This window comes from Acinetobacter sp. YH12069, from assembly GCF_013419675.1.
GTDB classification, from domain to species: domain Bacteria; phylum Pseudomonadota; class Gammaproteobacteria; order Pseudomonadales; family Moraxellaceae; genus Acinetobacter; species Acinetobacter amyesii.
Window position 1 is genome coordinate 103,830 of record NZ_VOZS01000009.1, and the last position, 26,093, is coordinate 129,922.

23 protein-coding genes are annotated in these 26,093 nt (G+C 42.2%); 9 read left to right on the top strand and 14 right to left on the bottom strand.

The features are described from left to right. The first annotated feature begins 141 nt into the window (after positions 1-141). Together argS and FTU16_RS08470 are read left to right on the top strand one after the other, a co-directional pair. Entirely contained in the window at positions 142-1,932 is a 1,791-nt protein-coding gene (argS, locus tag FTU16_RS08465) for an arginine--tRNA ligase (RefSeq protein ID WP_180163083.1), read from the top strand. Between the two features lie 302 nt (positions 1,933-2,234). Next, positions 2,235-2,834, top strand: coding sequence for an SPOR domain-containing protein (locus FTU16_RS08470; RefSeq protein ID WP_180004357.1), 600 nt, complete (start codon positions 2,235-2,237; stop codon positions 2,832-2,834). 146 nt (positions 2,835-2,980) lie between these two features. On the opposite strand, the gene asd is transcribed toward FTU16_RS08470, so the two are convergent. The 5 genes from asd to FTU16_RS08495 form a co-directional block, all read right to left on the bottom strand. Next, positions 2,981-3,832 carry an archaetidylserine decarboxylase gene (gene asd / locus FTU16_RS08475; protein WP_078190610.1) on the bottom strand — a complete coding sequence of 284 codons (852 nt, stop codon included), beginning with the start codon at positions 3,830-3,832 and terminating at the stop codon, positions 2,981-2,983. Further along, complete coding sequence (locus tag FTU16_RS08480; protein ID WP_180024687.1) at positions 3,829-4,677, bottom strand: sulfurtransferase; 849 nt, start codon at positions 4,675-4,677, stop codon at positions 3,829-3,831. Before FTU16_RS08480 ends, asd begins: the two co-directional genes overlap by 4 nt. A 153-nt stretch (positions 4,678-4,830) precedes the next feature. Then, positions 4,831-6,039, bottom strand: a complete 1,209-nt coding sequence (gene pncB, locus FTU16_RS08485) for a nicotinate phosphoribosyltransferase (RefSeq protein WP_180163084.1) — start codon at positions 6,037-6,039, stop codon at positions 4,831-4,833. Positions 6,040-6,185: 146 nt separating this feature from the next. Further along, complete coding sequence (locus FTU16_RS08490) at positions 6,186-6,686, bottom strand: ankyrin repeat domain-containing protein (RefSeq protein WP_078193253.1); 501 nt, start codon at positions 6,684-6,686, stop codon at positions 6,186-6,188. Positions 6,687-6,871: 185 nt separating this feature from the next. Then, positions 6,872-8,389, bottom strand: a complete 1,518-nt coding sequence (locus FTU16_RS08495) for a catalase (protein ID WP_168379708.1) — start codon at positions 8,387-8,389, stop codon at positions 6,872-6,874. Positions 8,390-8,618: 229 nt separating this feature from the next. Here FTU16_RS08495 and dtd point away from each other — a divergent pair, with 229 nt between their 5' ends. Beyond that, positions 8,619-9,059, top strand: coding sequence for a D-aminoacyl-tRNA deacylase (dtd, locus tag FTU16_RS08500; protein ID WP_180036027.1), 441 nt, complete (start codon positions 8,619-8,621; stop codon positions 9,057-9,059). An 80-nt stretch (positions 9,060-9,139) separates the two neighbouring features. On the opposite strand, the gene FTU16_RS08505 is transcribed toward dtd, so the two are convergent. The 3 genes from FTU16_RS08505 to serB all read right to left on the bottom strand — a co-directional run bounded on the left by FTU16_RS08505 (position 9,140) and on the right by serB (position 11,743). Further along, the gene (locus tag FTU16_RS08505) at positions 9,140-9,619 is read right to left on the bottom strand and encodes an SCP2 sterol-binding domain-containing protein (protein ID WP_078190615.1); all 480 of its coding nucleotides are present in this window, start codon (positions 9,617-9,619) and stop codon (positions 9,140-9,142) included. Positions 9,620-9,775: 156 nt separating this feature from the next. Beyond that, positions 9,776-10,108, bottom strand: a complete 333-nt coding sequence (gene aciT / locus FTU16_RS08510) for an AciT family ciprofloxacin tolerance protein (protein ID WP_180163085.1) — start codon at positions 10,106-10,108, stop codon at positions 9,776-9,778. Positions 10,109-10,522: 414 nt separating this feature from the next. Further along, positions 10,523-11,743, bottom strand: a complete 1,221-nt coding sequence (gene serB, locus FTU16_RS08515; protein WP_078193257.1) for a phosphoserine phosphatase SerB — start codon at positions 11,741-11,743, stop codon at positions 10,523-10,525. Between the two features lie 77 nt (positions 11,744-11,820). Here serB and FTU16_RS08520 point away from each other — a divergent pair, with 77 nt between their 5' ends. Further along, a complete protein-coding gene (locus FTU16_RS08520) occupies positions 11,821-13,077 on the top strand; it encodes a hypothetical protein (protein ID WP_180163096.1) in 1,257 nt (418 codons plus the stop codon). 50 nt (positions 13,078-13,127) lie between these two features. Here FTU16_RS08520 and ppk1 read toward each other — a convergent pair whose 3' ends face one another. The 5 genes from ppk1 to mhpT all read right to left on the bottom strand — a co-directional run bounded on the left by ppk1 (position 13,128) and on the right by mhpT (position 18,911). Further along, entirely contained in the window at positions 13,128-15,191 is a 2,064-nt protein-coding gene (gene ppk1, locus FTU16_RS08525) for a polyphosphate kinase 1 (protein WP_180163086.1), read from the bottom strand. Between the two features lie 203 nt (positions 15,192-15,394). Further along, positions 15,395-16,363, bottom strand: a complete 969-nt coding sequence (locus FTU16_RS08530) for a bile acid:sodium symporter family protein (protein ID WP_078190620.1) — start codon at positions 16,361-16,363, stop codon at positions 15,395-15,397. A 73-nt stretch (positions 16,364-16,436) separates the two neighbouring features. After that, a complete protein-coding gene (gene pncA, locus FTU16_RS08535; RefSeq protein WP_078193259.1) occupies positions 16,437-17,087 on the bottom strand; it encodes a bifunctional nicotinamidase/pyrazinamidase in 651 nt (216 codons plus the stop codon). A gap of 70 nt (positions 17,088-17,157) precedes the next feature. Then, positions 17,158-17,547 carry a hypothetical protein gene (locus tag FTU16_RS08540; protein ID WP_180049689.1) on the bottom strand — a complete coding sequence of 130 codons (390 nt, stop codon included), beginning with the start codon at positions 17,545-17,547 and terminating at the stop codon, positions 17,158-17,160. A gap of 152 nt (positions 17,548-17,699) precedes the next feature. Beyond that, entirely contained in the window at positions 17,700-18,911 is a 1,212-nt protein-coding gene (gene mhpT / locus FTU16_RS08545) for a 3-(3-hydroxy-phenyl)propionate transporter MhpT (RefSeq protein ID WP_180135756.1), read from the bottom strand. Between the two features lie 723 nt (positions 18,912-19,634). Here mhpT and dapA point away from each other — a divergent pair. Genes dapA through purC form a run of 3 tightly spaced genes read left to right on the top strand, consistent with a single transcriptional unit; the run spans position 19,635 to position 21,911 of the window. Continuing rightward, complete coding sequence (gene dapA / locus FTU16_RS08550; RefSeq protein WP_180163087.1) at positions 19,635-20,534, top strand: 4-hydroxy-tetrahydrodipicolinate synthase; 900 nt, start codon at positions 19,635-19,637, stop codon at positions 20,532-20,534. 15 nt (positions 20,535-20,549) lie between these two features. Continuing rightward, complete coding sequence (locus FTU16_RS08555; RefSeq protein WP_180004340.1) at positions 20,550-21,155, top strand: lipoprotein-34 precursor (NlpB); 606 nt, start codon at positions 20,550-20,552, stop codon at positions 21,153-21,155. A 36-nt stretch (positions 21,156-21,191) separates the two neighbouring features. Beyond that, on the top strand, positions 21,192-21,911 hold the full coding sequence (gene purC / locus FTU16_RS08560; protein ID WP_078190626.1) for a phosphoribosylaminoimidazolesuccinocarboxamide synthase: 720 nt from the start codon (positions 21,192-21,194) through the stop codon (positions 21,909-21,911). A gap of 335 nt (positions 21,912-22,246) precedes the next feature. Here purC and FTU16_RS08565 read toward each other — a convergent pair whose 3' ends face one another. Further along, positions 22,247-23,521: a replication-associated recombination protein A gene (locus FTU16_RS08565; RefSeq protein WP_180054159.1), complete on the bottom strand. Its 1,275-nt coding sequence runs from the start codon at positions 23,519-23,521 to the stop codon at positions 22,247-22,249. A 252-nt stretch (positions 23,522-23,773) separates the two neighbouring features. On the opposite strand from FTU16_RS08565, the gene FTU16_RS08570 reads away from it, so the two are divergent. Both FTU16_RS08570 and FTU16_RS08575 read left to right on the top strand, forming a co-directional pair. Continuing rightward, on the top strand, positions 23,774-25,570 hold the full coding sequence (locus tag FTU16_RS08570) for an EAL domain-containing protein (RefSeq protein WP_180008609.1): 1,797 nt from the start codon (positions 23,774-23,776) through the stop codon (positions 25,568-25,570). 20 nt (positions 25,571-25,590) lie between these two features. Then, entirely contained in the window at positions 25,591-26,067 is a 477-nt protein-coding gene (locus tag FTU16_RS08575; RefSeq protein ID WP_180022315.1) for a DUF523 domain-containing protein, read from the top strand. Positions 26,068-26,093 lie beyond the last annotated feature (26 nt).

Genomic DNA, 26,093 nt, shown 5'->3' on the forward strand with positions numbered 1-26,093 from the left:
CCACTTATATCGTTTTACTTCGATATAAGCAATGCTTCACTTTTATCGAATATTTTTTATTCGCAACAAATGGGTTCACCTAAAGAGCCTGAAATTTGCTATATTTACCGTTTTTCTGCGACATTTATTTTTCGACTGATTATGAATACGGCAATACAAGCAGCGCTCGATCATGCAGTGCAATCCCTTCAAGCTGAAGGTGTACTCCCAAATGACTGGAACAATACTAGCAATTTGACCCGAACCAAAGACCGAAGCCACGGTGACTTTGCGTCAAACATTGCCATGATTGCCTCTAAAGCTGCAGGTATGAAGCCGCGTGATTTAGCCGAAAAAATTCTGGCAAATCTTCCAGAAGTCGCAGATATCAGCAAAGCAGAAATTGCAGGTCCTGGCTTTATTAACTTCTTTTTAAATGCTGACCAACGTTTTGCTGTCTTAGACCAAATTCAAGCTCAGAAAGATCAGTTCGGTCGCACACAGGCCAATGCTGAAAAACGTGTTCAAGTGGAATTCGTTTCAGCCAACCCAACGTCTAGCCTACACGTGGGTCATGGTCGTGGCGCAGCTTACGGTATGACCGTTGCCAATCTTCTTGAAGCAACAGGTGCCAAAGTTGACCGTGAATACTACGTCAACGATGCTGGTCGTCAAATGGATATCTTGGCGACATCGACTTACCTGCGTTATTTAGAATTGACCGGTCAACAACTGGTCTTCCCTAAAAATGCATACCAAGGCGACTACGTTAAAGAAATCGCTCAAAGCATTATCGACAAAGATGGCGATGCTTATGTACGCCCTGTTGCCGACATCTATAAAGATGTACCAGAAGACGTTCAATATGCAGCTGAGCTTGATGCTGAAGGCAACAAAGTGGTGCTTTCTGGCGACAAAGAAAAGCATATTGATGGTTTGATTCATAATTCTCAAAACCATTTGGCTGCAGGCTACCGTGTATTCCATCAAGCTGCGCTGAAAGCCATTCTTGATGATATTAAAGATGACCTTGGTGAGTTTGGTGTGACCTTCAACCAATGGTTCAGCGAAGCAACTTTGACTGAAAAAATTGATGAAGCATTACAAATGCTGGATCAACGTGGCTTCCTTTATGAAAAAGATGGCAACATTTGGTTTAAATCGACTGAATTTGGTGATGAAAAAGACCGTGTTGTTAAACGTCGTAATGGTCAAACTACATACTTCGCATCCGACATTGCTTATCACTTAAATAAACTACAACGCGGCTATACCGATATCATTGATATTTGGGGTTCAGACCACCACGGTTATATTGCACGTGTGAAAGCAGCGATTGATGCGCTTGGCTATGATTCTAAAAAATTGACCGTACTTTTGGTTCAATTTGTGAGCCTATGGCGTGGCGGCGAGATGGTTCAAATGTCATCTCGTTCAGGTCAATTCGTGACTTTACGTGACTTACGTAAAGAAGTGGGCAACGATGCTGCTCGTTTCTACTACGTCATGCGTAAATCAGAACAACACATTGACTTCGACTTAGACCTTGCTGTGTCTCAAAGTAAAGACAATGCGGTGTACTACATCCAATACGCACACGCACGTATCTGCCGTATGCTCGAAAAAGCTGCTGCGACAGACGTTCAATTCTCTGCTGAAGCTGCACGTCAATTTGCAGCTAAACTTGAGTTAGAAGCTGAAACTGAAGTTCTTGCTAAACTTGCGGCTTATCCTGAAATTGTGGTTCGTGCAGCAAACAGCTATGAACCACACCAAGTGGGTAACTACTTGAAAGAGTTGGCGGCGTTGTTCCATGGTTGGTACAACGAAAATAAAGTCTTGGGTGATGATGCAGAACTGACTCAAGCTCGCTTATTACTGTCTGTAAACGTACAGCAAGTTTTACGCAATGGTCTTGAATTATTGGGTGTGAGTGCGCCTGAAAGCATGTAAGCAACCCTTTATGTTGCGAGCACAATAGAAATTCATCGGCATCGCCCATGCACAAACACAGCGCATGGGTTTAAGCGTCATCAATTGCATTGTGCTAAAAAGAATCCTTTTCAATACAGGCTCGAAATGAGCCTGTATTTCGTTTATATTCAGCAATATGTCCGTGTCATCTTGGCTGTGCTGAAATTGTGAAAATTAAACAAATTCCTGATGACACTCATGTAATATATAACAATCAAGACTTGCTACTTTGGGCTGCCCCAAAGTGGTTCGTGACAATTAAAATTAAATGAGGTTTCCACGTGTTTGGAAAAACGCAGCGCGGTGTATCTGATCGGCCAAATAAGCCTAAAAAACCATTGATTCCAGCATGGCTAGGTACACTTGTCATCATTTTAATCGTGTTGAGTTTCTTAGTTGCGCTCATGCTTTGGAAACCTTGGGAGCCTGTGAAGCCAAAAGGTCAAATTACCTCTGAACACTACCAAGAAGAAACCAATAAAGACTATCGTTTCTACGACCTATTGCCTCAGCAACAAGTGACGCCAATTCCTGAACAAGCTGTTCCAGAAACCGAAAATAAAGAAACGGTGGTGATTGTTGATGCACCAGAACAAAAGCCAGTTGAAACCACAGAGCTTGGACTAGAAACCACAGAAACTGCGCCTGTTGCTGCAAGTTATATTCTGCAAGTGCGCAGTTATGATGATCCTGATCAAGCCGATGCACGACGTGCTGAAATTATTTTGAACGGTTTATCTGCCGATGTGATTCAAAGTAATGAAAACGGCAAAGTTTGGTATCGCGTTGTGTCTGGCCCCTATGATTCACAAGAAGCTGCTGTGATTGCACAGCAAACTTTACGTCATAGCAGTATCGACTCGATTGTCGTAAAACGCTAAATTTTGAAATTAAAAAAAAGCGCCATCAGGCGCTTTTTTTTATTCATTCCTTTAATAAAGGGAGGTTAGAAGGGATTCTTTTTTGAATACATCAGCTTAGCTCAAAAACCTCTCCCTAACCCTCTCCTAAAGGGACAGGGAATTCATTAAATGGTATGCCCTAAAGCTTCGCCCATCACCACAGTCGAGTTGGCTTTAAAGGTCGCATCCCATTGCATTTTGTTTTCTTCAAACAACACAACCGCTGTTGAACCTAAATAGAAACGGCCCAATTCTGCACCTTTTTCTAAGAATAAATCGTGTTGATTCAGTTCCAAACGCCCTGTCGGTTTAACTTTACCTGTAGCCACGGTTTCAATACCTGCCACGATCATTGCACCTACCAGTACAACCGCCATACGACCAACTTCTGTATCAAATAAGCAGACCATGCGTTCATTGCGAGCAAATAAACCCGGAATATTTTCAGCAGTGGTTTGGTTTACAGAGAATAATTCACCCGGTACATACAAAGTTTCTGTCAATGTCCCTGCAAATGGCATATGTACACGGTGGTAGTCTTTTGGTGACAAATAAACCGTAGCAAACTGCCCATTTTTAAAGGGTTCAGCCAATTGTGGATCGGCAATTAGGTTTTCAACAGTGAACTTCTGGCCTTTGGCCTGAAATACATCACCATTTTCAATTTTACCCAGTTGTGAAATCGCACCATCTGCAGGTGAAACAACACTGGATGGATCAGCATCGACTGCACGCACGCCTTCTTTTAAAGAGCGAGTGAAAAATTCATTGAAGGATTTAAATTTTAAGGCATTGCTTTGCTCAGCAATCGACATGTCGATGCCATACTGCGCTTTAAATGCGGTAATCACGGCATTTTTCACCACAGGGTTTTCGCTTGCAGCCAATTTACCCACGATACGTGATAATTTGTGCTGTGGAACAACACGCTGAGCTTGAATAAAAATTTGTTTTTTTAACTGAGATGTAAGGCTCAAGACGGCAACTCTCCGGTGATCACAGGACTATCGAGTCGGTTGCCCCACTCGCTCCACGCACCATCATAAGCTCGAATATTCCAACCGAGTAAACGTCCCAGTATATAAGCTAGGCCCGACCGATGATGGGACTGACAATACACCACCACGGGTTCGTTTAAATTGAATCCCAATTGTTCTAAGCGTTGTTGTGTGCGTTCTAAAGGATGCAATTTTAAATGATTTTCTCGGTTAAGGGCAGTACTCCATTCGAAATGTCGTGCCCCCGGAATGTGACCGCCGCGTCGCGCAGCCAAACGTAAGCCTGTATATTCATCTTCGGTACGGCAGTCCCATACTTGGATCTGCTCCTGCTGTACACGAGCCAATAGCTCATCATAGTTTGTTTGATACTGAGCACGCGCCTCTGCACTTACTTCAACCAATGGGCTCACGGGTTCAAATTGCTCAATTTCAGACGAGGTCGGTAAGCCTGCCCCAAGCCAAGCATGGATGCCACCATTGAGGAGACTGGTATTTTCAAAACCGAGGCAATGTAAGTTCCAAATCAGTCGGCCTGCCCATGCCCCACCTTCATCGTCATACACTACTACATGATGTTCTGGACTGATATTCAGATAGCGAATGAGCTGTTCTAAGCCAGCTTGGTCAGGTAATAGCCCCATCGCTTGTTCTTCTTGGCGCACTAACAGTTTCGGCTGCACATGCAGTGCATGTGGAATATGCAATTGGTCATAAACCGAACGACGACTCAAATCGACGATCCGTAGTTTTTCATTACCAAGATGTGGAACCAATTCTTCCGCTTCAATCAGCAGACCAAAATTCAGTGTAGATGCTGTCATCGTTGTTCGTGTTGTATTTTGTGCGATTAAATTCGATCTTAGCATAAGTCATTTTCACTATTATTCTGAATTTTTGCATTCCTTTAGCAATATTTTAGATATAAAAAAGCCGAATCATTGATTCGGCTTTTTTATTTTTATCTAATGCTGTGTTTAAGCGCTAACTTCAGAGATGTCAAACACCTGACGTAGATACGCTAAGAAAGTATCATTATCCGTCATGGTTTTACCCGGACTATCTGAAATTTTTGCCACAGATTGACCATTACATTCAACCAGTTTCAGTACGATATTCAGCGCAGTTTGTCCCATATCATTGGTCAAGTTGGTGCCAATACCAAAGCTAACTTGGAAACGGTCTTTGAAGTAATTATGCAAATCCCACGCTTTTTCGATATTTAGACCATCACTAAAGGTCAGCATTTTACTTTTGCTATCGACTTTAAGCTTTTTGTAATGTGCATAGGCTTTATCGCCCCATTCATACGGGTCGCCACTGTCATGACGTAAACCGTCGAATAGTTTGGCAAAGTACAAATCGAAGTCACGTAGGAACGCATCCATACCGACAACGTCCGTTAAGGCTATTCCTAAGTCACCGCGGTATTCCTGCACCCATGTTTCTAGCGCAGACTTCTGGAAGTTACGTAGACGAACATCAAGCGCTTGGAATGCTTGTAGGAACTCATGCGCCATCGTACCAATTGGAGTAATGTTCAAGTCTTTGGCAATCAGAACATTACTTGTACCGCGGAAAATATACGGTGAAGCCTGATTTAATTCTTCAATTACATGCTTTTGCCATGCATAACTATAACGACGACGCGTGCCAAAATCAGAGACCAAGAATGGTGGATCATTTGGATTTTGCCGTGCTTCATACTGCTTCAGCAAGGCAATCTTATGTTGCAAACGGCGCTCACCTTCGGCTAAAACTTCTGGTGTACGAATACGTTGGAAATACAGTTCATTGACGATCGCCAAGACAAAGATTTCAAACATCATCGCTTGAACCATTGGGCCTTCTACCCAAATATCTAAACGACCTTCTTCATCAATGCCGGCTTTAATAAAACGGCGTTTAAGCTGGAATAATTCAAGATAATCAACAAAATCGCTTTTAATAAAACGTAAACTGCGTAAATACTGCAATTCATCTTCTTTAAACTTCAACTGACAAAGCATGTCGAGCTGCATGTTTAAATCATCCAAAATTTCAACCAGTGGATAGGCTGTATCATCCAAGTTACGGCAGCGAAAGTGATACACACTATGGGTTTGCGGAAATTTGTGTAACACCACCTGAAGCATGGTGAATTTATACAGATCTGTGTCTAATAACGATTGGATGATTGGAGACATAAAGACTTTCAGTTTTTATCAACTCTTTGCATTAAAGCATACTTTATTGATAAAAAGCCGATTGATTTAGTGGAATAACTTATAAATCACCGCGATTCATCGACTTTTTTCAATTTTTTTGCTAAAGCTGAGCGCGATCAAGCTCACTATTTTTTGAGTAACTGTCGATATTTTTCTTCTTGACCAAATTCACGCGCAAACTGTTCTGCAGTCTTTTGCCCCATTTTTTTGGCATTTGCATCGCAATCCACTTGGCGTAATTGCTTTGCAATCGCCCATTCTAATTTAAACATGGCACCCATCAATGCGGTGTTGCCTTTATTGTCACGTGCGCAGCGGTCTGCACCTTGTTCTAGCAAGCGAGTCACAATATTTTGATGACCATAATAGGTCGCCATCATCAGTGGTGTAAAACCCGAAGCATTGCGCACATCGACCGGAAAACCGTGCTTAAGAAATTCATTGATGACTTCTTCATTGCCAGTTTTGGCTGCAGCAAAGAAAATTGCGATCAATTCCTGTTGTGAGGTCATCTGATCGCTTGCAGTTGCTTTAGCGGGGGAGATATCTTCCGCGATTGCCACGTTTGCGAATGCGGAACCAAACGCAAGAAGACTGGCTAAAGTCAAATGCTGCATAACTTTCATGATGAACTCCAACAGAAATCGAATGTAGAATTGAATTGGAAACAATTCATTTCATTAAAAAAAATGAATATTTAAGGTGTGCCTATGAAACTCCCCCTAGGGTGCAGGAAAGGTATGGAGCTTCATAGGACTTTTTTGAGGTAACGTTCTAGACCCTAGTTACCAATCCTTCAGACTGATCGAAATTAGTCTTTCAGTTGTGCTGCTTTGGCTTTTACAGTTGCAAGGTTACCGTTTACTGCTTTGGTCATACGCATACCGTAATCTGCATCTGCTTTGTAGAAGTAAGACAACATGATGTGCTTGGTCTCAGAATCTTTTACGTTGCCAAGATCCGCAGCCAAGTTCATGATTAAATCGTCTTTTTCTTTAGCAGAGTATGAACGGTAAAGCTCACCCGCTTGCTTGAAGTTTTGCTCTTTGGTACCGATCTGTTGAACTGTGCCAGTCAGCGGTGTTTGAACTGCACGTGCTTTCTCAGTGGCAGCTTTAGGCTCTTTACGGCTTGGCTCGTAGTTCACGTCAGAATCACGCTCGCTAACATTCATGTAGCCATCTTGGTTGTTGTTGTTAACAGCAACAAGCGGACGGTTTACTGGAATTTGCTGGTGGTTCGCGCCTAAACGGTACATTTGAGTATCTGAGTAAGAGAAGATACGACCTTGTAATAGACGGTCTTCTGAAGGCTCGATACCTGGAACTAAGTTACCTGGAGCCAATGCCACTTGTTCAGTTTCATTGAAGAAGTTTTTTGGCATACGATTCAGCGTTAAAGTCCCCACTTTGGTTTCTTTCACTAGATCTGTAGGCCAGATTTTTGTTGGATCAAGCGGGTCAAAATCAAAGCTGTTTAAATCTTTAGGATCTAACACTTGGATATAAAGATCCCATTTCGGGAATTTACCAGCATTGATGTTGTTATAAAGATCGTTAGTCAAGTGGTTGAAATCTTTACCTTGTTGCTCAGCAGCTTCTTTAACGTTCAGACCTTTCACGCCTTGTTTAGAGCGGAAGTTGAATTTAACGTATTTGTATTCGCCTTTGTCGTTATAAAGCTTGTACGCATGTACACCAAAGCCGTCTTGTTCGCGGTAGCTAGTAGGCACGCCTTGGTTACCATACACATAAGTCAACATGTTGGTTGCCCATGGCTGGCTAGACAAGAAATCAAATACGCGGTTTGCGTCTTGAACGTTGTTGATTGGGCTAGGCTTCATCGCATGGATGAAGTCTGGGAATTTGATCGCATCACGGATAAAGAATACTGGAGTTTGGTTACCCACTAAGTCCCAGTTGCCTTCTTGTGTATAGAATTTGATCGCAAAACCGTGCGGGTCACGTAAAGTTTCTGGAGAACCTTTACCGTGAATTACAGTCGAGAAACGTAAGAAAACTGGAGTCTTGGTACCTGCTTTGAACAATGAAGCAATGGTTAGATCAGATAAATCTTTAGTTGCAACGAATTCACCATACGCACCTGTACCACGGGCATGTACCACACGCTCAGGAATACGCTCACGACCAAAACGTTGTAATTTTTGAACCAATTGTACGTCTTGAAGTAGAACTGAACCATTTGGACCCGCAGTAATCGAGTTTTGGTTATCGCCTACTGGTGCACCATTGTCTTTAGTTAATGGCGCTGCTTGAGTCGCCGCTGTTGCTGTTGCTAACATTGCAACCAATAAAGAACGCTTAAACATCGTCTTAATCTCTCTGTTAAATACCTTTCCTGCCACGCAAAGATACTGGCATTCAATAAATAGATAAAACAGATTATTTTTATAAATTCAATCGTATTGTTAGATTTATAAAAAATATACAGTTCATTTTCAAATGTTTGAGCCCAAAAATTTCTACACATCGCCTCGAAAGAAGGATGCATTTGCTACAATCCCTGCCCTATGTTCAATTTTCTACTCGGAAGAAGTTATGCGGGCCTTGTTACAACGTGTTTTAGAAGCCAAAGTGGTGGTCGACGGTGAAATCACGGGTGAAATCAATCACGGTATTTTGGTGTTTTTAGGCCTTGGCAAAGCTGACGATTTAGAAAAAGGAAAAAAGCTGATCGATAAGATATTGAAATACCGATTTTTTGATGATGAACAAGGCAAGATGGGCTGGAATGTCAGTCAAGCCGGCGGCGGTATCCTCTTGGTGTCTCAATTTACCCTGATGGCACAAACGCAAAAAGGCCTGCGCCCTGATTTTGGCCCTGCCATGCCGCCAAGCGATGCCAAAGCACTGTATGAACAGTTGGTCGATTACACCAAGCGCCAATATGACCATGTACAAACAGGCATCTTTGCCGCCGACATGAAAGTGCATTTGGTTAATGACGGTCCAGTGACCTTTAATTTAGAAGTTGAATAACAACTGAAGCATAAAAAAAGCCCTCAAAAGAGGGCTTTTTTTTAATCCTCCCACTAAAGGAGGAGAACAAGGCGTAAATCTTACTTACCTGTTTTTTCTTTAATAAACGCACGTGCGATTTTGATTTTTTCTTTAACCGGTTTTGGAAGTTTAGGTGGAATTAACTTCGCCACTTGGTTAAACCAGACAAGTAGACCAAAATCACCTTCCATTTTAATACTGCCATTTTGCATACCCGTCATAAATGCTGTTGGGTCACCTTTCATCAAGGTTTTTACACCCTGTTCGCTGTCCGCAAATTGCAAAATAAAGTCTGCTTTTTCAGCATCGCCTGAAACAGTATCAATCTGTCCGTTATTTACAATAATTTGACGTGCAACACCTAAATCCGTGCCGATTTGAATACGGAATTGACGTTCATGAACCAATTCAATGAATTTAGGGCTAGTACGTGCAAGCTGTTTCATACGAAGCGCTAAACCTGCCACGAGTAAATCAAGTGGATCCGTGCTGACATCAACTAAAGGTAGTTTTACGACAGGAATTGATGATAGTTTCATGACTTAAAGCCTATTGTAATTGTTGGAAAATTGACTGGCTTCATCCTACCATAACTTGGCTTTTGAGAAGTAAGGCTTTGTATCTCAAATCGGACTAATGCGTTCATAAAAAAATGCGCCCTTAGGCGCATTTTCATTGAAATTTTGTTCTGGCACTTATCGGCTCGAACATTGCTGTTCTTCATCATATACAGGCGTGTGCTCTATACATTGGCGCTTTGCCATCGCACGCTCTGCACGGCGGTCTTCACGTAACAATACTAAAGTGAATACCACCATTGTGGCCATTAATGCCGTTAAATAACTATAAGTCACTGATAATTCAAACATGGTTTGTGTGCCAAATCGAATCACTTCAATGAGTCCCCACACCAGCATCCCCGCCAGCATAAAACTTAACCAGCGACGATAAGGCGAGAAGAAAACAGCAATCACAGCCGCCGATACCAAGCTCAGGCCAACGATTGTTGCTAAATTCGCTGTTAACATAAAAACCTCCGTCATTTGACAGCTGACATCTCTTGTCTTACAGGATGCTGAGCCGTCTCACTACTGTATCTTCAGTAAATAGATTTGGTCGATCTCAATCTCTTGCAAGCATTATGCTGAGTTTTTTGCATAAAAAAAGTCTCGTTTTTTGTTAATGCGACACACCTTGTCGCAACATTATTTTGTCATTACATTTTTTCTTTTTAAAGAAATTCTAGAACAATGATGGCATCTCGTTTCGAGTGTCATTACAAAAAAAACAGCTGGTTTTAGGCTAAAAAAATTAATTTTTCGAATGCTGTTAATCGTTGTTTTTATCGACAATTTTCTTCTACCGTTCATCGGATGAGCTGAATTCTTGGCATAAAAAAACGCAGCCTTTTGGCTACGTTTTTGACTGTGCCTTAAATGGTTTTAAGCACGATTTAAATCTTTATCATGCACACCAAGCAGGTAAAGAACACCATCTAGACCCACGCTTGAAATGGCTTGATTGGCATTTTGACGAACCAAAGGTTTCGCACGGAAAGCAACGCCTAAGCCGGCTAAAGACAACATAGGTAAGTCATTCGCACCATCACCGACAGCAATGGCTTGTTCTAATGAAATCCCCATTTCTTCAGCGATTTGAGTCAACAAGAAGGCTTTGCGAGCACCATCGACAATATGACCTTTCACTTCACCTGTTACCGCGCCATCTTGGACGTCCAGTACATTGGCATGCACTTCATCGATACCCAGTTTTGCTTGTAGATATTCGGCAAAATACTGAAAACCACCTGACAAAATAGCCGTGCGATAACCCAGTGATTTAAGCGTTGAAATCAGACGTTCCGCACCTTCTGTGACAGTCAGACGTTCTGCAATTTTAGGCAATACCGAAGCATCCATACCTTTGAGCAGTGCCACACGTGCACGGAAACTTTGTTGGAAATCGAGCTCGCCTTGCATAGCACGTTCAGTGATTTCAGCCACTTGAGCCCCGACACCCGCTTCAATCGCCAATTCGTCAATCACTTCTTGCTCAATCAGCGTTGAGTCCATATCAAAGCAGACCAAACGACGATTACGACGGTAAGCATTGTCCTCTTGAACGGCAACATCTACTCCAAGTTCGGTAGATAGACGTAAACATGCTGCACGCATTGCAGTGGCATCCAACATTTGGCCTTTTAAACCAAATTGAACGCAGGCACGGCGCGGACCTTCGCTTGATCCATCTAACTCTGGACGGCCAGATAAACGAGTCACAGTTTCGATATTGAAGCCTTGGCTCGACACAATATTTGTAACTGCCTGTAAATGAGACGCCTGTAATTCTGGCGCAAGTGCCGTAACGATATAGCGTGTGCGGCCTCCCTCATTTACCCATTGTTGATATTCTGTTGTAGAGATTGGTTTAAAGCGCACAGTTAAGCCAATATCATGTGCTAAAATCAACATCTCCTTCATGGCTAATGCTGTCGCAGTCTGGTCTTCCGACGAAACAACAATACCTAAAGTCAGCTGATTGTGGATGACTGCTTGTCCGACATCTAAAATCTGTAAGGAATGTGCGGACAAAACCTGCATTAATCGTGTAAATTGATTAGGTTGGTCAGGTCCTAAAAGTGATATAAGAATGATTTCTCGCATGAATTGACTCGGGTCTGAGCTACAACTAATGTAAGAATCATAATCTAAATTGAATAGAATTGCCTTGGAAGTTTACGTTGAATGCGCCTAGACAAGGGCTATTTGCTAGCCTATTAGTAGTTTGTTTTGCTTTGCATACCTTTTTATTGGTATTGGCAACAACCCACCAACTGAACGAGAACCGTGCCAGTCAGGGACAACTGATGACCAGTCAATTGGTTACAGACAGCCTATCTGAGCTTGAGCCGGCCAATACCGTATCATTAGCCTTACTTGCTGACCGCTATGCAACCAACCCGAGCGTGGCTTCCATCCGCATCTTAAATGCCAATAATCAAGTTTTGGCCACAGGCGGTTTGACCAAAACCCGTGACGGTGAAATCTTTGTTCGTGATGCGCTGCAAAATGAAAAGAAAGTCGGAACGGTTGAAATCACCTTAATTAAACCAAGCATCGGTGAAATCTTACGTACGCAATGGGCTGCGATTCTATTTTCATTATTCTTACATGGCTTGTTATGGTTGGCATATCGCGCTATTGCACGTCCAAGTCGTACTGAATATTTAGCGCGAATCAACAATGAATCACGTCTAAAACATGAAATTCAAATGCTAGCGCAGGCCTTAGAACAAGAAAAACATAATGCCGCTGTGGCGATTGCTCAAGCGCAGCAAAATGCGCAAGCCAAAGCAAAACAGCATAAAGACATGAAACCAGTGGTTCTCGACAGCAACAGCTTGGCATTAAATATTCAATTTTATGATCCGAAACAGCTTCTCGATAGCGTCAACAAAACCGTGTCTGTGCCGTATTTTAATCTCTGCCAAATTTTCTTGAATAAAACCACAGAACTCTGTGTTCAACATTATAAATTGAACAGTTCTGACATCAGTACGGTACATAAGTTTGATGAACATGGTGCAACCATCAGCATGACCGCTGACACTCCAGATGCGCTGCGTTGCCTCACCATGATCAGCTCAGTATTCCAATTGCTTTCAGATGTTTTATATAAACGCTACCGTGAAGAAAAACGTTTCGTTTTACAAACCCGTAGCGCGATTTCAAGCTCTGTCGAAGCCATGCAATTGTCTTCTGTACAAGCGGCTGAGCGTTTAGTCCAACAATTGGTTGCCAAAGAAAGTGCCATTCATGTGCCGACAACTTTGCTCAAAGAGATTTCAGATCATTTCCAATTGGTCAGCTTGCCAAATCCGACCAATGTGTTGACGCGTCATGCGTTTATGCTCAATGGAATGGACAGTGATGCCGCTGAATTGGCTCAAAACTTCAGAACTGAAATTTTAAAATCCAAACAGTCAAAAGCCTCGTAAAGGTTTTAGCGCAATCAAAAATCCCGACTTGAGTCGGGATTTTTTTTGTCTTAAACAGTCGAAATTTTCTGTGCAATCAAATATTTTTGCGCGTTATGTGGTTCGGCACCTGCTTCCACCGCGACTTTCTCCCATTGCCCATTCGACTGCATTTCCCATGCATTTTGATTATCGTCCAAATAGTTAAGTAAACCATCTTTCATAATGCGTTTTTTCAAACGGCTTTCTAAAATTGGAAAACAGGTTTCGACCCGTGAAAATAAGTTACGTCCCATCCAATCGGCACTGGCACAGTACAATCGTTTTTCGCCTGCATGCTCAAAATAATACACTCGAGTGTGCTCTAAGAAGCGCCCAACGATAGATCTCACATGAATATTCTCAGACATACCTTTGACCTGAGGAATCAAACAACAAATCGAACGGATAATTAAATCTACACGTACCCCTGCTTGCGATGCACGATACAAAGCAGCAATCAGTTGCGGTTCCGTAAGTGCATTGACCTTCACAATAATTCGTGCGTATTTTCCCGCTTGTGCAGCAACAATTTCCTGTTCAATTAGTTTCAATAATTCAGTATGCAGGGTAAATGGTGCATGCAATAAAGCTTTCAGCTTCGCCATCTTGCCCATACCGGTCAGTTCCTGAAACATACGATGCACATCCTCGCAAATATCGGGATGCGTCGTCATCAGGCCATAATCGGTATACATCCGCGCATTGCCTGCGTGATAATTACCTGTTCCCAAATGGGCGTAGCGTAGCAGCTGATTATTTTCACGGCGTACAATCAAAATCATCTTGGCATGGGTTTTATAGCCCACGATGCCATACACCACGACAGCCCCAGCTTCTTGCAATATATTGGCCACAGTAATATTGGATTCTTCATCAAACCGCGCCCGAAGTTCGATAACTGCGGTAACTTCTTTACCGTTGCGAGCCGCCTCCGCCAAAACTTGTACGATGTCCGAATCTGGCCCACTGCGATAAAGCGTCTGCTTAATGGCTAAAACCTGAGGATCTTTTGCAGCTTCACGTAATAGGTTAATGACCGGTTGAAAGGAGTCAAACGGATGATGTAACAACACATCTTGTGTTTTTAATACATCAAAAATAGCGGTTTGTTTACGAAAAACTTTAGGAATAATTGGTGTATAGACCGGATATTTCAGTTCAGGTCGATTAAAACTTGTACTGAGACGCGATAAATTGATCGGGCCGTCAATGCGATAGAGCTCCTGCTCACTCAAATCAAATTCATCTAACAAATAATCAATAATGCTTTGCGGACAATCATCTTCAATTTCTAAGCGAACTGCCCGACCAAAACGCCGTGAAGACAATTCATCTTTTAATGCCACCGCCAAGTCATCCACATCTTCAGCCAGAACTAAATCTGCATTGCGTGTCACTCGAAAGGCATAACAGCCCGTCGCTTTCATCCCAGGAAATAGGTCATTGATATGTTGCTGAATAATGGCGGTCAGGAAAATTTGTGTCTCTGCACTGCCTTCAACCTCGGCTGGCATTTTGATTAACCGCGGCAACGAACGTGGCGCAGGTACAATCGCCATTTCAATGGCACGACCAAAGGCATCTTTGCCTTCTAGACTCACAATAAAGTTGAGGCTTTTATTGACCAAGCGTGGAAACGGATGAGATGGATCTAAGCTAATCGGTGTTAAAACTGGTTGTACTTCTTTACTAAAATAATGGCTAATCCACGCCCTATGTTTTTCTAAAATATCTTTAAATTGAATAAAGCGAATGCCTTCACTTTGTAATGCAGGCAATACAGCATGATTAAGGGTCTGGTATTGCTGTGCAACTGTGCCATGAATCACTAGGGAAAGTTCATCTAAGACCACTTCAGTCGGAATGGCATCTGGCGTCCGTGCAATCGCATTCAAATCTCGTTGTTTCATTAGCCCCGCAATGCGAATTTCAAAGAATTCATCTAAATTGCGTGAAAAAATGATGAGAAAATTCAAGCGTTCAAGTAACGGTAAACTTGAATCGAGTGCCTGAGCCAAGACCCGCCGATTAAAATCTAAAAGCGACAATTCACGATTATAATAGGTCTCTGATGAATGCTGAAAATGTTGCATACCCTCTCAATGCTGTTTGAAACAGTCTATATCTAAAGTGGTTGCCGGCATGTTAGGCAGCGGAGATGACACTTATGTTACAAATAGCATTAATCAATTAAAAAAGCATGCAACTCCCTAAAACCGTGTTCATCAAATCGTAAAATTTATTTTCGACATCAAAAAAGAGGGAGATTACCCTCTTTTTTACTGAATTTTTTTGTTTATTGAACAGGCTTGTCTTGTTCCGATGCTTTGGGCTCACTCGTCCGTGCTGCCCAATAGGTTGCCAGTGCGGGACCCGAAATATTGTGCCACAAACTAAAAATCGCACTCGGCACAGCGGTCAGAGGTGAAGCGGCAAAATGGGTCGCCGCCAATGCCACACCCAAACCTGAGTTTTGCATCCCAACTTCAATCGACACTGCTTTACAGTCTGCATAGGGCAATTTAAACAGTCGGCTGGCCCAAAAACCCAATAGATAGCCCAAGCCATTATGTAAGGCCACTACCCCAAGAATCAGTAAACCTGATTGCAAAATCTGTGTTCGACTACCCGCAATGATTGCTGCCACAATCGCTACAATTGCCACAACAGAAACCAATGGCATGACCTGTATATAGGCATCCACTCGGTGCTTAAAGACAGTTCGAATCATTAACCCCACAATGATCGGAAATAAAACCACTTGTAAAATTGAAACCAACATCGATGCCGCATTAATTTCGATCCATTGGCTTGCCAGCAAATAGAAAATCGCAGGGGTTAAAACCGGTGCGAGTAATGTCGAAACAGAGGTACAGGCAACAGATAATGCGGTATTACCTTTTGCCATATAGGTGATGACATTAGAAGCCGTTCCACCCGGACAGCAACCGACAAGAATGACCCCGATCGCGATCTCTGTCGGCAGTTGTAATAATTTACACAAGAAAAAAGCCAATCCCGGCATCACAATAAACTGTGCCAAAACCCCGATCATCACAGCTTTAGGGCTTTGCAATACACTTTTAAAATCTTGCAGTGTCATGGTCATGCCCATACCCAACATAATGATGCCTAGCATCCATGGGATATATGCTTTTAACCAAACAAATACATCGGGAAAAAACATGGCGAGCGCTGCAAACAGCACCACCCAAATCGCAAATGTTTTCTGCACAAATTGAGTGAATTTTAAGAAAGCCGACATAGGCATCTTCCATTTAAATACAGGGACAAAAAAAGGCACACCCTTGTGCCTTTTCTCAACTGAGCCCACTGGGTCATGCCAAAGATAATGCCTGTGCATGCTGCTGCACAATATCTTTCAGGTAAATACGCTTCACCCCATTCGCCAACATGTCTTGCCATGCATGCTGTAAAGAACCCTGTAAATCGATCCCTTTGGTCAAATCAGCAATCACAAAAGTTTCAAAACCAAGCTTACGTGCATCCATTGCCGTCCATGCAACACAAAAATCCGTGGCGATCCCAACCACAAAGACTGTATCAATACCACGTTCGCGCAAATAGCCCGCCAAACCTGTTGAAGTTTTCTGATCTGCTTCCATAAAAGCAGAGTAGCTGTCGATATGCTGATGAAAACCTTTACGGATAATTAGCTGCGCCGTTGGTAAATTTAAATCAGGATGCAATTCGGCATCCTGTGTGCCTTGTACACAATGCGTCGGCCACAATACTTGCGTTCCATAATTCAGCTCTATGCTGTCATAAGGTACATGCTCAGGATGATTTTCAGCAAAAGAGATATGGTCGGCTGGATGCCAATCTTGAGTCAGCACAATATTCGTAAAGTATTGCCCCAGTTGATTAATCCCTGGAATAATTTGATCGGCATTGGCAACAGCCAACTGACCACCCGGGGTAAAACCATTTTGTACATCGACCACAATCAGCGCTGTATTTTTTTGCATATCTCTCCATCCGTTGTCATGCATTTTCGGCGACTCTACTGATTCGCTCATATTTTAAAAGCCTTAGTATTCAGTCCTGTGCATAAAAATAAAATGACTGTCCTTCCTGACAATACCGATACTTGGGCAAATGCTCAACCAAACGTTGTGCAAAGCGTGGGTAAATACGGGCTTTTCGCCGAGTCGAAGCATGAAAATAAAAATATCGCGGTTGATGTTGAAAGATATATTTTAATAAATGGCTGCGTGTCTGCTGCATGACCTCAAACGCATTAATCTTTTCAGCAACATCTTCTAGGGTAGGTTCATCGGCAAAGGCCAACCACGCATTTTGTCTCGGCTGTTGGCGATGTCTTTGAAATACAGGTTTGAGTTCCAAGATAAGTTCGTATTGATGTAGATACAAACTGAATTCACGTTGATCAACTTTAAAAATTGCGACCAGTTTTCTTGCTGACATAGCCCCTCTACGTTGATTTTTTATTTTCTCTTTCTGCTGTATTTTTACATAAAATACATTTATTTATATTGGTTTAGAGCATTAGTGCGACTTCTATTGTCGCCATAAAAAAAGCCCGCATGATGCGGGCTTTTTTTGATATGACATGTTCCTTAAGATGGAATACGACGTACCAACAACAACATAAATACTGCAGAGATTGCGATACATGGAATTGCAGCGGTAATCACCCCTGCCGCACCAAAACCTGCTGCCAATAGCTGACCCGCAATTGCAGGGCCTAACATTGCACCGACACGACCAACGGCTGAAGCAACACCAACACCCGTACCACGTAACTGTGTCGGATACACGATACCACCGAAGGCATACAATACACCTTGGCAACCAATCACGAATGCACCGACTAAAGCTGACGCCATGTACATTTGAGTCAATGAACCTGCACCATTCAGCGCAAATAGACCTGCCAAAATACCGCCGTACATCAAAATGATCACATAAGCTTTCTTCCAACGATCAGTCAACATACCTAAAATGATCGTACCAATGGTTGCACTCACCATGAAGTAGAACTGCGCAGTTGCACCATCTTTACGAGTGAAACCGAGTTCGGTGAACAACGACGGTAACCAGCTCAACATGATGTACACCACCATCAAGGTGAAGAAGTAGCTCACCCAAATTGAGAAAGTACGTAAACGGTTTTCTGTGTTAAAGAGGTTTTTGAAAGCACCTTGTTGCATTTCGCCATTGGCGGTCGCTTGAACCGCTTGATCTTTGGCTTTCAAGAATTCACGCGATTCGGGCAGGAACCAAATCATCAATGGAATCACAACAATCGGTAATAAACCGCCTAAATAGAAAATATTTTTCCAGTTTGCACCGAAGTCCGTCATTGCGACCAATGATAAGATTGCCGCACCCACAGGCATACCACAGTACATCAAACCGACTGCACGACCACGATTTTGTGGCGTTACCGATTCAGATGCCAAGGTAATTAAAATTGGCATTGCTGCACCTAAACCTGCACCTGCAAGAAAACGTACAGCGAGTAAGCTATGGAAGCTATTTACCCATACCGTACATAAGGTAAAGATGGCGAACATCCCCGTAGACCAAATTAATACTTTTTTACGGCCCATTCGGTCTGCAATCCGACCACCCACCAAAGCACCAGGTAATAATCCTAAAATACCGGCACTAAAAAACACCCCTAGCTGCGAGCTATCCAGCCCGAAATATTCACGAATCCCTGCTGCTGCAATACCTGCAGCCTGAATATCCAGACCTTCGATTACGGCAATAAGGAAGCAGATTGCTACCGTGACAATAGCATGCTTATTATCTGACTTTTCCATTGGAGAATCCTTGTTGTCATCAGCGTTCAAATTAAGTCGCATCATCGCTGAGCCTTATAAAGGATATAACTACCAATAAGTTGAAGCCTTTCGTCCAAAATTGGATTACGTGCATGGTGTAATAGTTTTTGTGCTTTAAGTCACAAAGTCGTAAAAACAATTAAAAATTTAAAATAAAAAAATATGAATCGTGCAATGAACAGTCAAATCAAGCGATCTTTTTAAACACTCATAAAAACATGTCTATTTCTATTAGATATAAAAAAGATTATTACCCAAGTTTTTAACAATCATTTGTAATAAAACCCGAGCGAATTGATATAGTTTTTAAATCTTTAGTCATTGTTATTTAATCTTAAATTCTGATTAAAAAGCACGGAATAGAGATAGATCAACCCTTTGCTGATGATTTAATCAATCCCCATCAGCCATGCCACCCCTCTCGATTGAATAACACATTTTCTAGATTCAGCCCTGCTGAACAATTTTCAGACTGCAAAAAAACCGCTATTTTACACTTGATTGTTTTAAGTTTGATTTGTATAAAGAATTTTATGGCTTTGACCAAAGCATATTGTTCTTATGCGTTTGATCAGTCATAATTTGCGTAAGCATTATTCAATTTGGGTATAGCCCAATGAACATGCTACAAATCAAAATTCGAAACCATCCAGAAATCTATATTTCATCTTGTCGGATGGACAAATAGGATAGCTTTTCAAAATGACTCAGCAAGCTCAGACCATTCAAGGTTCAATTGTCGCAATCGTCACCCCAATGTTTGAAGATGGCAGCGTAGATTGGAAGAGCCTCGAGAAGCTGGTTGAGTGGCATATAAAGCAAGGCACCAACAGTATTGTTGCTGTAGGGACTACAGGTGAAGCTTCTACCCTAAGCATGGCCGAACACACTCAGGTGATCAAAGAAATCATCCGTGTGGCGAACAAACGCATTCCAATTATTGCCGGTACAGGTGCAAACTCAACCCACGAAGCGATTGAACTCACCAAAGAAGCCAAAGAATTAGGTGCAGATGCGGCATTATTAGTAACACCTTACTATAACAAACCGACCCAAGAAGGCCTGTATCAGCACTACAAAGCGATTGCTGAAGCTGTTGATTTACCTCAAATTCTATACAACGTACCTGGCCGTACCGGTGTAGATATGCACAATGACACCGTGATCCGTCTTGCTGATATTCCACAAATCGTAGGGATTAAAGACGCAACTGGCGATGTTCCACGTGGTCAAGAACTCATTGAAGGCCTAAAAGGCAAAGATATGGTGGTGTACTCAGGTGATGATGCAACGGCTTATCAGTTGATGGGTTTAGGTGCTCAAGGCAACATTTCGGTTACTGCGAACGTGGCGCCAAAAGAAATGAGCGAAATGTGCGCAAGCGCTTTGGCAGGTGATGCAGTTCAAGCCGAGCAACAAAACAATACTGTTGCAAATTTACATCAAATATTATTTTGCGAATCGAACCCAATTCCTGTGAAATGGGCACTTCATGAGATGAACCTGATTGAAACAGGCATTCGCTTACCATTAACACCCCTTGCAGAACAATATCGCACTCCGCTTCGTGAAGCACTCATCACTGCGGGCGTTATCAAATAAAGAAGAGCAAACATCATGCAATTACGTTTAGGACTTAGCCTGGCACTTTCAGTGTTTACATTAGCCGGTTGTAGTTCACTTGCCTTTAATAACGGCACACTGGACTATAAACAAACCACAGATGTTGAACCACTGAAATACCCTGAAGGGTCGATGGTTCGTCCTGCAACGCCTTTGTATCCAGCTCCATCGGTTGACCCGCTTGCAATTGAGCATGCGCCAAATCTTGAAAACAAGCGCGGCAACCGCTATGCCCTTCCTCGCCCAGCCGAGGAAAAAAATAATGTCGTCGCAGATTCTTCAACAGACAGTACAAATATTAGCCGTCCTCAACTATTGGTGGATGGAAATCAAAATCCGCTGATCAAAGTTGAAGGAAATTCTGCTACAATTTGGCAATACACACTTGCTACCCTCAGCAGCCTTAACCATACCATTGTTGGTCAGAGCAAAAACCGTTACGAAGTAACCGTCAAGGTCGATCAACAGACCTATGTTTTAAGACTTTCTTCTGTAGGTTCAAGCAATAACATCGCTGTGTTCAATGCCGATAACAGTTTTGCAGACAAAGAAAAAGCTGCAGATCTGTTAGCTCAGATTTACCAAAATTGGCCAGCCTAGTCGTACTAGGCATTTTTTCTCGAAAAAGGTTCCCTCATGTTAAAACAAACCTTGCTCTATACTGGTAAAGCGAAATCTGTTTATGAAACAGATAGTTCTGACCACCTCATCCTAGTTTTCCGTGACGATGCTTCTGCATTCAACGGTGAAAAAATTGAACAACTGGATCGCAAAGGTAAGGTGAACAACCGTTTTAACGCCTTTATCATGGAAAAATTGGCTGCGGCTGGTATCGAAACTCATTTCGAAAAACTTCTTTCTCCAACTGAAGTTTTAGTGAAAAAATTAACCATGGTTCCTGTAGAGTGCGTAATCCGTAACTATGCAGCAGGTTCACTTTGCCGTCGTTTAGGCGTTGAAGAAGGTAAAGAACTTACTCCGCCAACTTTCGAATTGTTCTTCAAAGACGATGCGTTAGGCGACCCAATGGTGAATGAATCACAAGCGATTGCTTTAGGTTGGGCGACTGCAGAACAACTCGCTCAAATGAAAGAATTGACTTATAAAGTAAACGAAGTACTTAAAGGTCTATTCGATGCAGGCAACATGTTGCTTGTTGACTTTAAACTTGAATTTGGTGTGTTCCACGACCGTATCGTATTGGGTGACGAATTCTCTCCAGACGGCTGCCGTCTATGGGACAAAGACACTAAGAAAAAACTCGACAAAGACCGTTTCCGTCAAGGTTTAGGCGGTGTGGTTGAAGCGTATGAAGAAGTTGCTGCACGTTTAGGTATCGACCTTTCTGATATCTAATTCGTTCATCGATTTAAAAAACCGAGCTCTTTAGCTCGGTTTTTTAATAAAATATTACTCGATTAATCCATGATCGAAAAAACAAATGTTAACCATAAAAATCCTCTGTTTCACATTTAGCCAAGTTCACACTAAGATAGCCACATACCAGGCAGCATTAGGATCTATAAGTTTCCAATGTGTATGCCGACCAGATTTTCCATCTACCCTCTAGGATGTATCTCCCCAAAGGCATCCTATTTTTTCAGCCCAGCTCGCCTTGAGTTGGGCTTTTTTTTGCGTGAATTAGACATAAAAAAAGGCACCGAAGCGCCTTTTCATTATGATCATTCAAATCATTGTTGCTGTTGTTGTTGCATCCAACGGCGTTGCTGCAAACGCTCACCTTCGACTTCACGTTTATTGCGTGCAGACTCATACAGCTTAGTGCCTTTCAGTTCAGGCGGCATATAGTCTTGCATGACAAAATGTTCAGGATAATTATGTGGATATAAATAGTCCACGCCATAGCCTTGCTCTTTCATCAATTTGGTTGGTGCATTTCTCAAATGCAATGGCACAGGTAGATTCGAGGTTTTTTCTGCCAAATCTAAGGCTTTGTTGATGGCCAAATAAGTACTGTTACTTTTAGCACTGGTTGCCAAATACACCGCACATTGCCCCAAAATGATTCGACATTCAGGCATACCAATTGCCTGCACAGATCGGAAACATTCTCCAGCCAACAGTAAAGCATTTGGATTTGAGTTGCCAATATCTTCAGATGCCGCAATCAACATACGACGGGCAATAAAAACAGGATCTTCACCACCTTTGAGCATTCGAGCCATCCAATACAAAGCGGCATCTGGATCACTGCCTCGAATCGACTTAATAAAAGCCGAAACTAAATCATAATGCTGTTCGCCCGATTTGTCATAGCGTGCAATATTTTGCTGCGCAACTTTGACCACCACCGCATTGTTAATGATATTTTCTAAGTCTGGCTCAAACGTACTGGCGATTAAATCTAAAAGATTTAATGCTTTACGAGCATCACCTGCGGCAAATTGAAATAAAGCTTCATATTCTTCGATTTGAATATAACGCTCTTTTAAAAACGAATCTTGGTGAATGGCTTGATCCAATAAGCGCTGAATTACGTCATTATCCAGAGCATTTAAGGTATACACCTGACAACGCGACAATAAGGCATTGTTGACTTCAAATGAGGGATTTTCTGTGGTTGCACCAATCAGGGTAATTTTGCCCTTTTCAACAGCATTCAGTAAGGCATCTTGTTGTGACTTATTAAAGCGATGAATTTCATCAATAAACACCACAGGTGTCAATAAATCTCCACCATCGGCGATGATTTCACGTAACTCTTTCACCCCAGTATTGAGCGCAGATAAACTAATAAATGGTCGGTCAACGGCCTGCGCTAACAACAATGCAATTGTGGTTTTACCTACACCCGGAGGTCCCCAAAAAATAATCGATGGCAAATGCCCTTGGTCAATCATCTGGCGTAACGGTGCATCTTCACCCAAAAGGTGATCTTGTCCAATAATTTGCGATAAATCATGAGGACGCATGCGTTCAGGAAGAGGAATTTGGCTGTCTGACATCTTATTATTTCGTTTCCGGCAATTGGGGACGTTTTTTCTATTCTAACACTGCCTTGGCAGAATCTTTGCTTTATTCGATATTCAATTTAAGAGGCTGGTTTGATGTCATTATTTAAGTATCTTGCATGTAAAAATCCTTAGGCGAATGTTAACTATAATGTAACAAGAGATCTTATCCCTTATCGATCAAATTAAAGTATGATCGGCTAGATATCCCATTTTTAGCTTGCCTGACCCAATTGGACAGATTGTATGAAGCAATCATTAAAGCAAAAGCAAATACCTCAAGTTCAACAAGGCATTGATCTATCTATATATTCATTTCAACAAATGCCTCAAGCCAAGAATATACAATTACAACATACCCAATGTGCAGAATTACGCGAAAAACTCGACAGCCGTAATCAAATGTTAGATGCCAGTGTCGACTGTATTAAATTATTAAGCCTAGACGGTCATATTCTGCATATGAACCGCGCTGGTTGCTTAGCTCTCGGTGTGTCGCCGACTGAAACTGAGTTTGGTATGTCATGGCACAAATTATTGCCTGAAGAAGTCCGCGACGCGTGTCTGAATGCTTTTGCAGAAGCCAAAGAAGGCAAAATATCTCGCTTTGTCGGCATGAGCCAAGTGGCCGATGAACCCATGGCTTATTGGGATAACATGCTCAGCCCAGTATTCAATGAATATGGTCAAGTCAAAGAAATTCTCTGTGTCTCCCGTGATATTACGGTACAGCGACTGGCGGAAAATAAACTCCAACGGATCATTGAACAGGATGATTTAACAGGTTTATTAAACCGCCGTGCGTTTAGTCGAGTCTTTAAAAGTCACTTAAGAGTGGCACGAGAACATCAGCAACAACTGGGTTTGTTATTGATCGATCTGGATTATTTTAAGCATATTAATGACACCTTAGGGCATAGTGCTGGAGACCATTTACTGCATACCCTTGGACAGCGTTTTCAGCACTGTTTTGATGCAAATATCGTGGTTTCACGCTTAGGTGGCGATGAATTTGCCATTTCTATTCCGAACTTAAAATCGCAACAACAATTAACAGATATTGCCAGCATCGCCTGTCAGCAAATGGATATGCCGATTTTCTATAATGGACAAAGCATCAATATAGGTATGAGTATTGGCTGTGCGATCTACCCACGCGATGCACAAAATTCCTCGAATTTACTTAAATGCGCAGATATTGCACTGAATGATTTAAAAGGCAGTGGTCGTGGTGGGGTGCGAATGTTCAACCACACCATGTTTAAAATTCTTGAAAACACCACTCGCCAATTAACGCTAGCCCGCAGCCTGATTAAGTCCAATCAAATTATTCCGTTTTATCAACCCAAAGTTCGCCTTTCTGACAGTCAAGTGGTCGGCTTTGAAGCTTTGCTGCGTTGGTACGATAAAGACCAACAATTACAATTACCTTCTCAAATTTTTGCTGCATTTCAAGATTATGAATTGGCTTCACGCATTAGTGAAACAATGCAAATTAAAATCTTTCAAGATATTCAAAAATGGATTGAACTTGGACTGCAACCGCTACCGATTTCAATAAATGCTGCACCTGTCGAATTTTTACGTGATGATTATGCGGAAAAACTACTGAATCGCTTAAAGCAGTTTGGTATATCACCAGATATTATTGAGGTCGAAATTACCGAGCAAAGCCTGTCAGAACGTGGCTCAAATTATGTGATTCGCGCCCTCAATTTATTGAAAGACCATGGCATCCACATTTCTTTAGATGATTTTGGTACAGGTCATTCATCATTAACACGTCTAAGTAACTACCCTGTCGACTGTATTAAAATCGACCGTAATTTTGTGGAACGCATGCATACCGACTGTTCAGCACTTGCCATTGTCAAAGCGATTACACAAATTGGTGCGAGTGTTTCCCTGAATATATTAGTCGAAGGTATAGAGAAACCGGAACAGGTCGATACCTTAAAAGAATGTAATTGTCATACTGGACAAGGTTTTTACTTTTATCGTCCGCTCAGTTATGACCATGCGATGGAACTTTTGAGTCACTAAAACTTGTGGAGCAAGACACGATGACACTGAAGTATTTAGTCAGTGCCTGTCTGGCAGGCCAACCCGTTCGTTATGATGCCAAATCAAATACACAACAAGCAATTTGCCAACTGATGCAGACTCACCAAGTCATTACGGCCTGCCCAGAAATGATGGGCGGCCTGAGCTGTCCACGTTTTCCTGCAGAAATTCAAAATGGTCAAGCCAGTGATGTGCTCAATGGCACAGCCCAAGTCAAAGATGTCTTGGGCACAGATGTCAGTGCTGAATTTATCGCGGGTGCCCATCGCATGTTGGAATTGGCCCAATTGCATAAGGTTGATGTGGTGGTATTGAAGGATCGTAGTCCGTCTTGCGGTAGTCATTATATTTATGACGGCAGCTTTACGCGTACAAAAATTGAGGGCTATGGAGTAACCACAGCACTCCTTAAACAGCATGGATTTCAGGTTCTGTCAGAACAAGACTTTCTGGCCATGATACAAGATCAACTCTAGACCCAAAATTGAGCGTATCTGTGTCC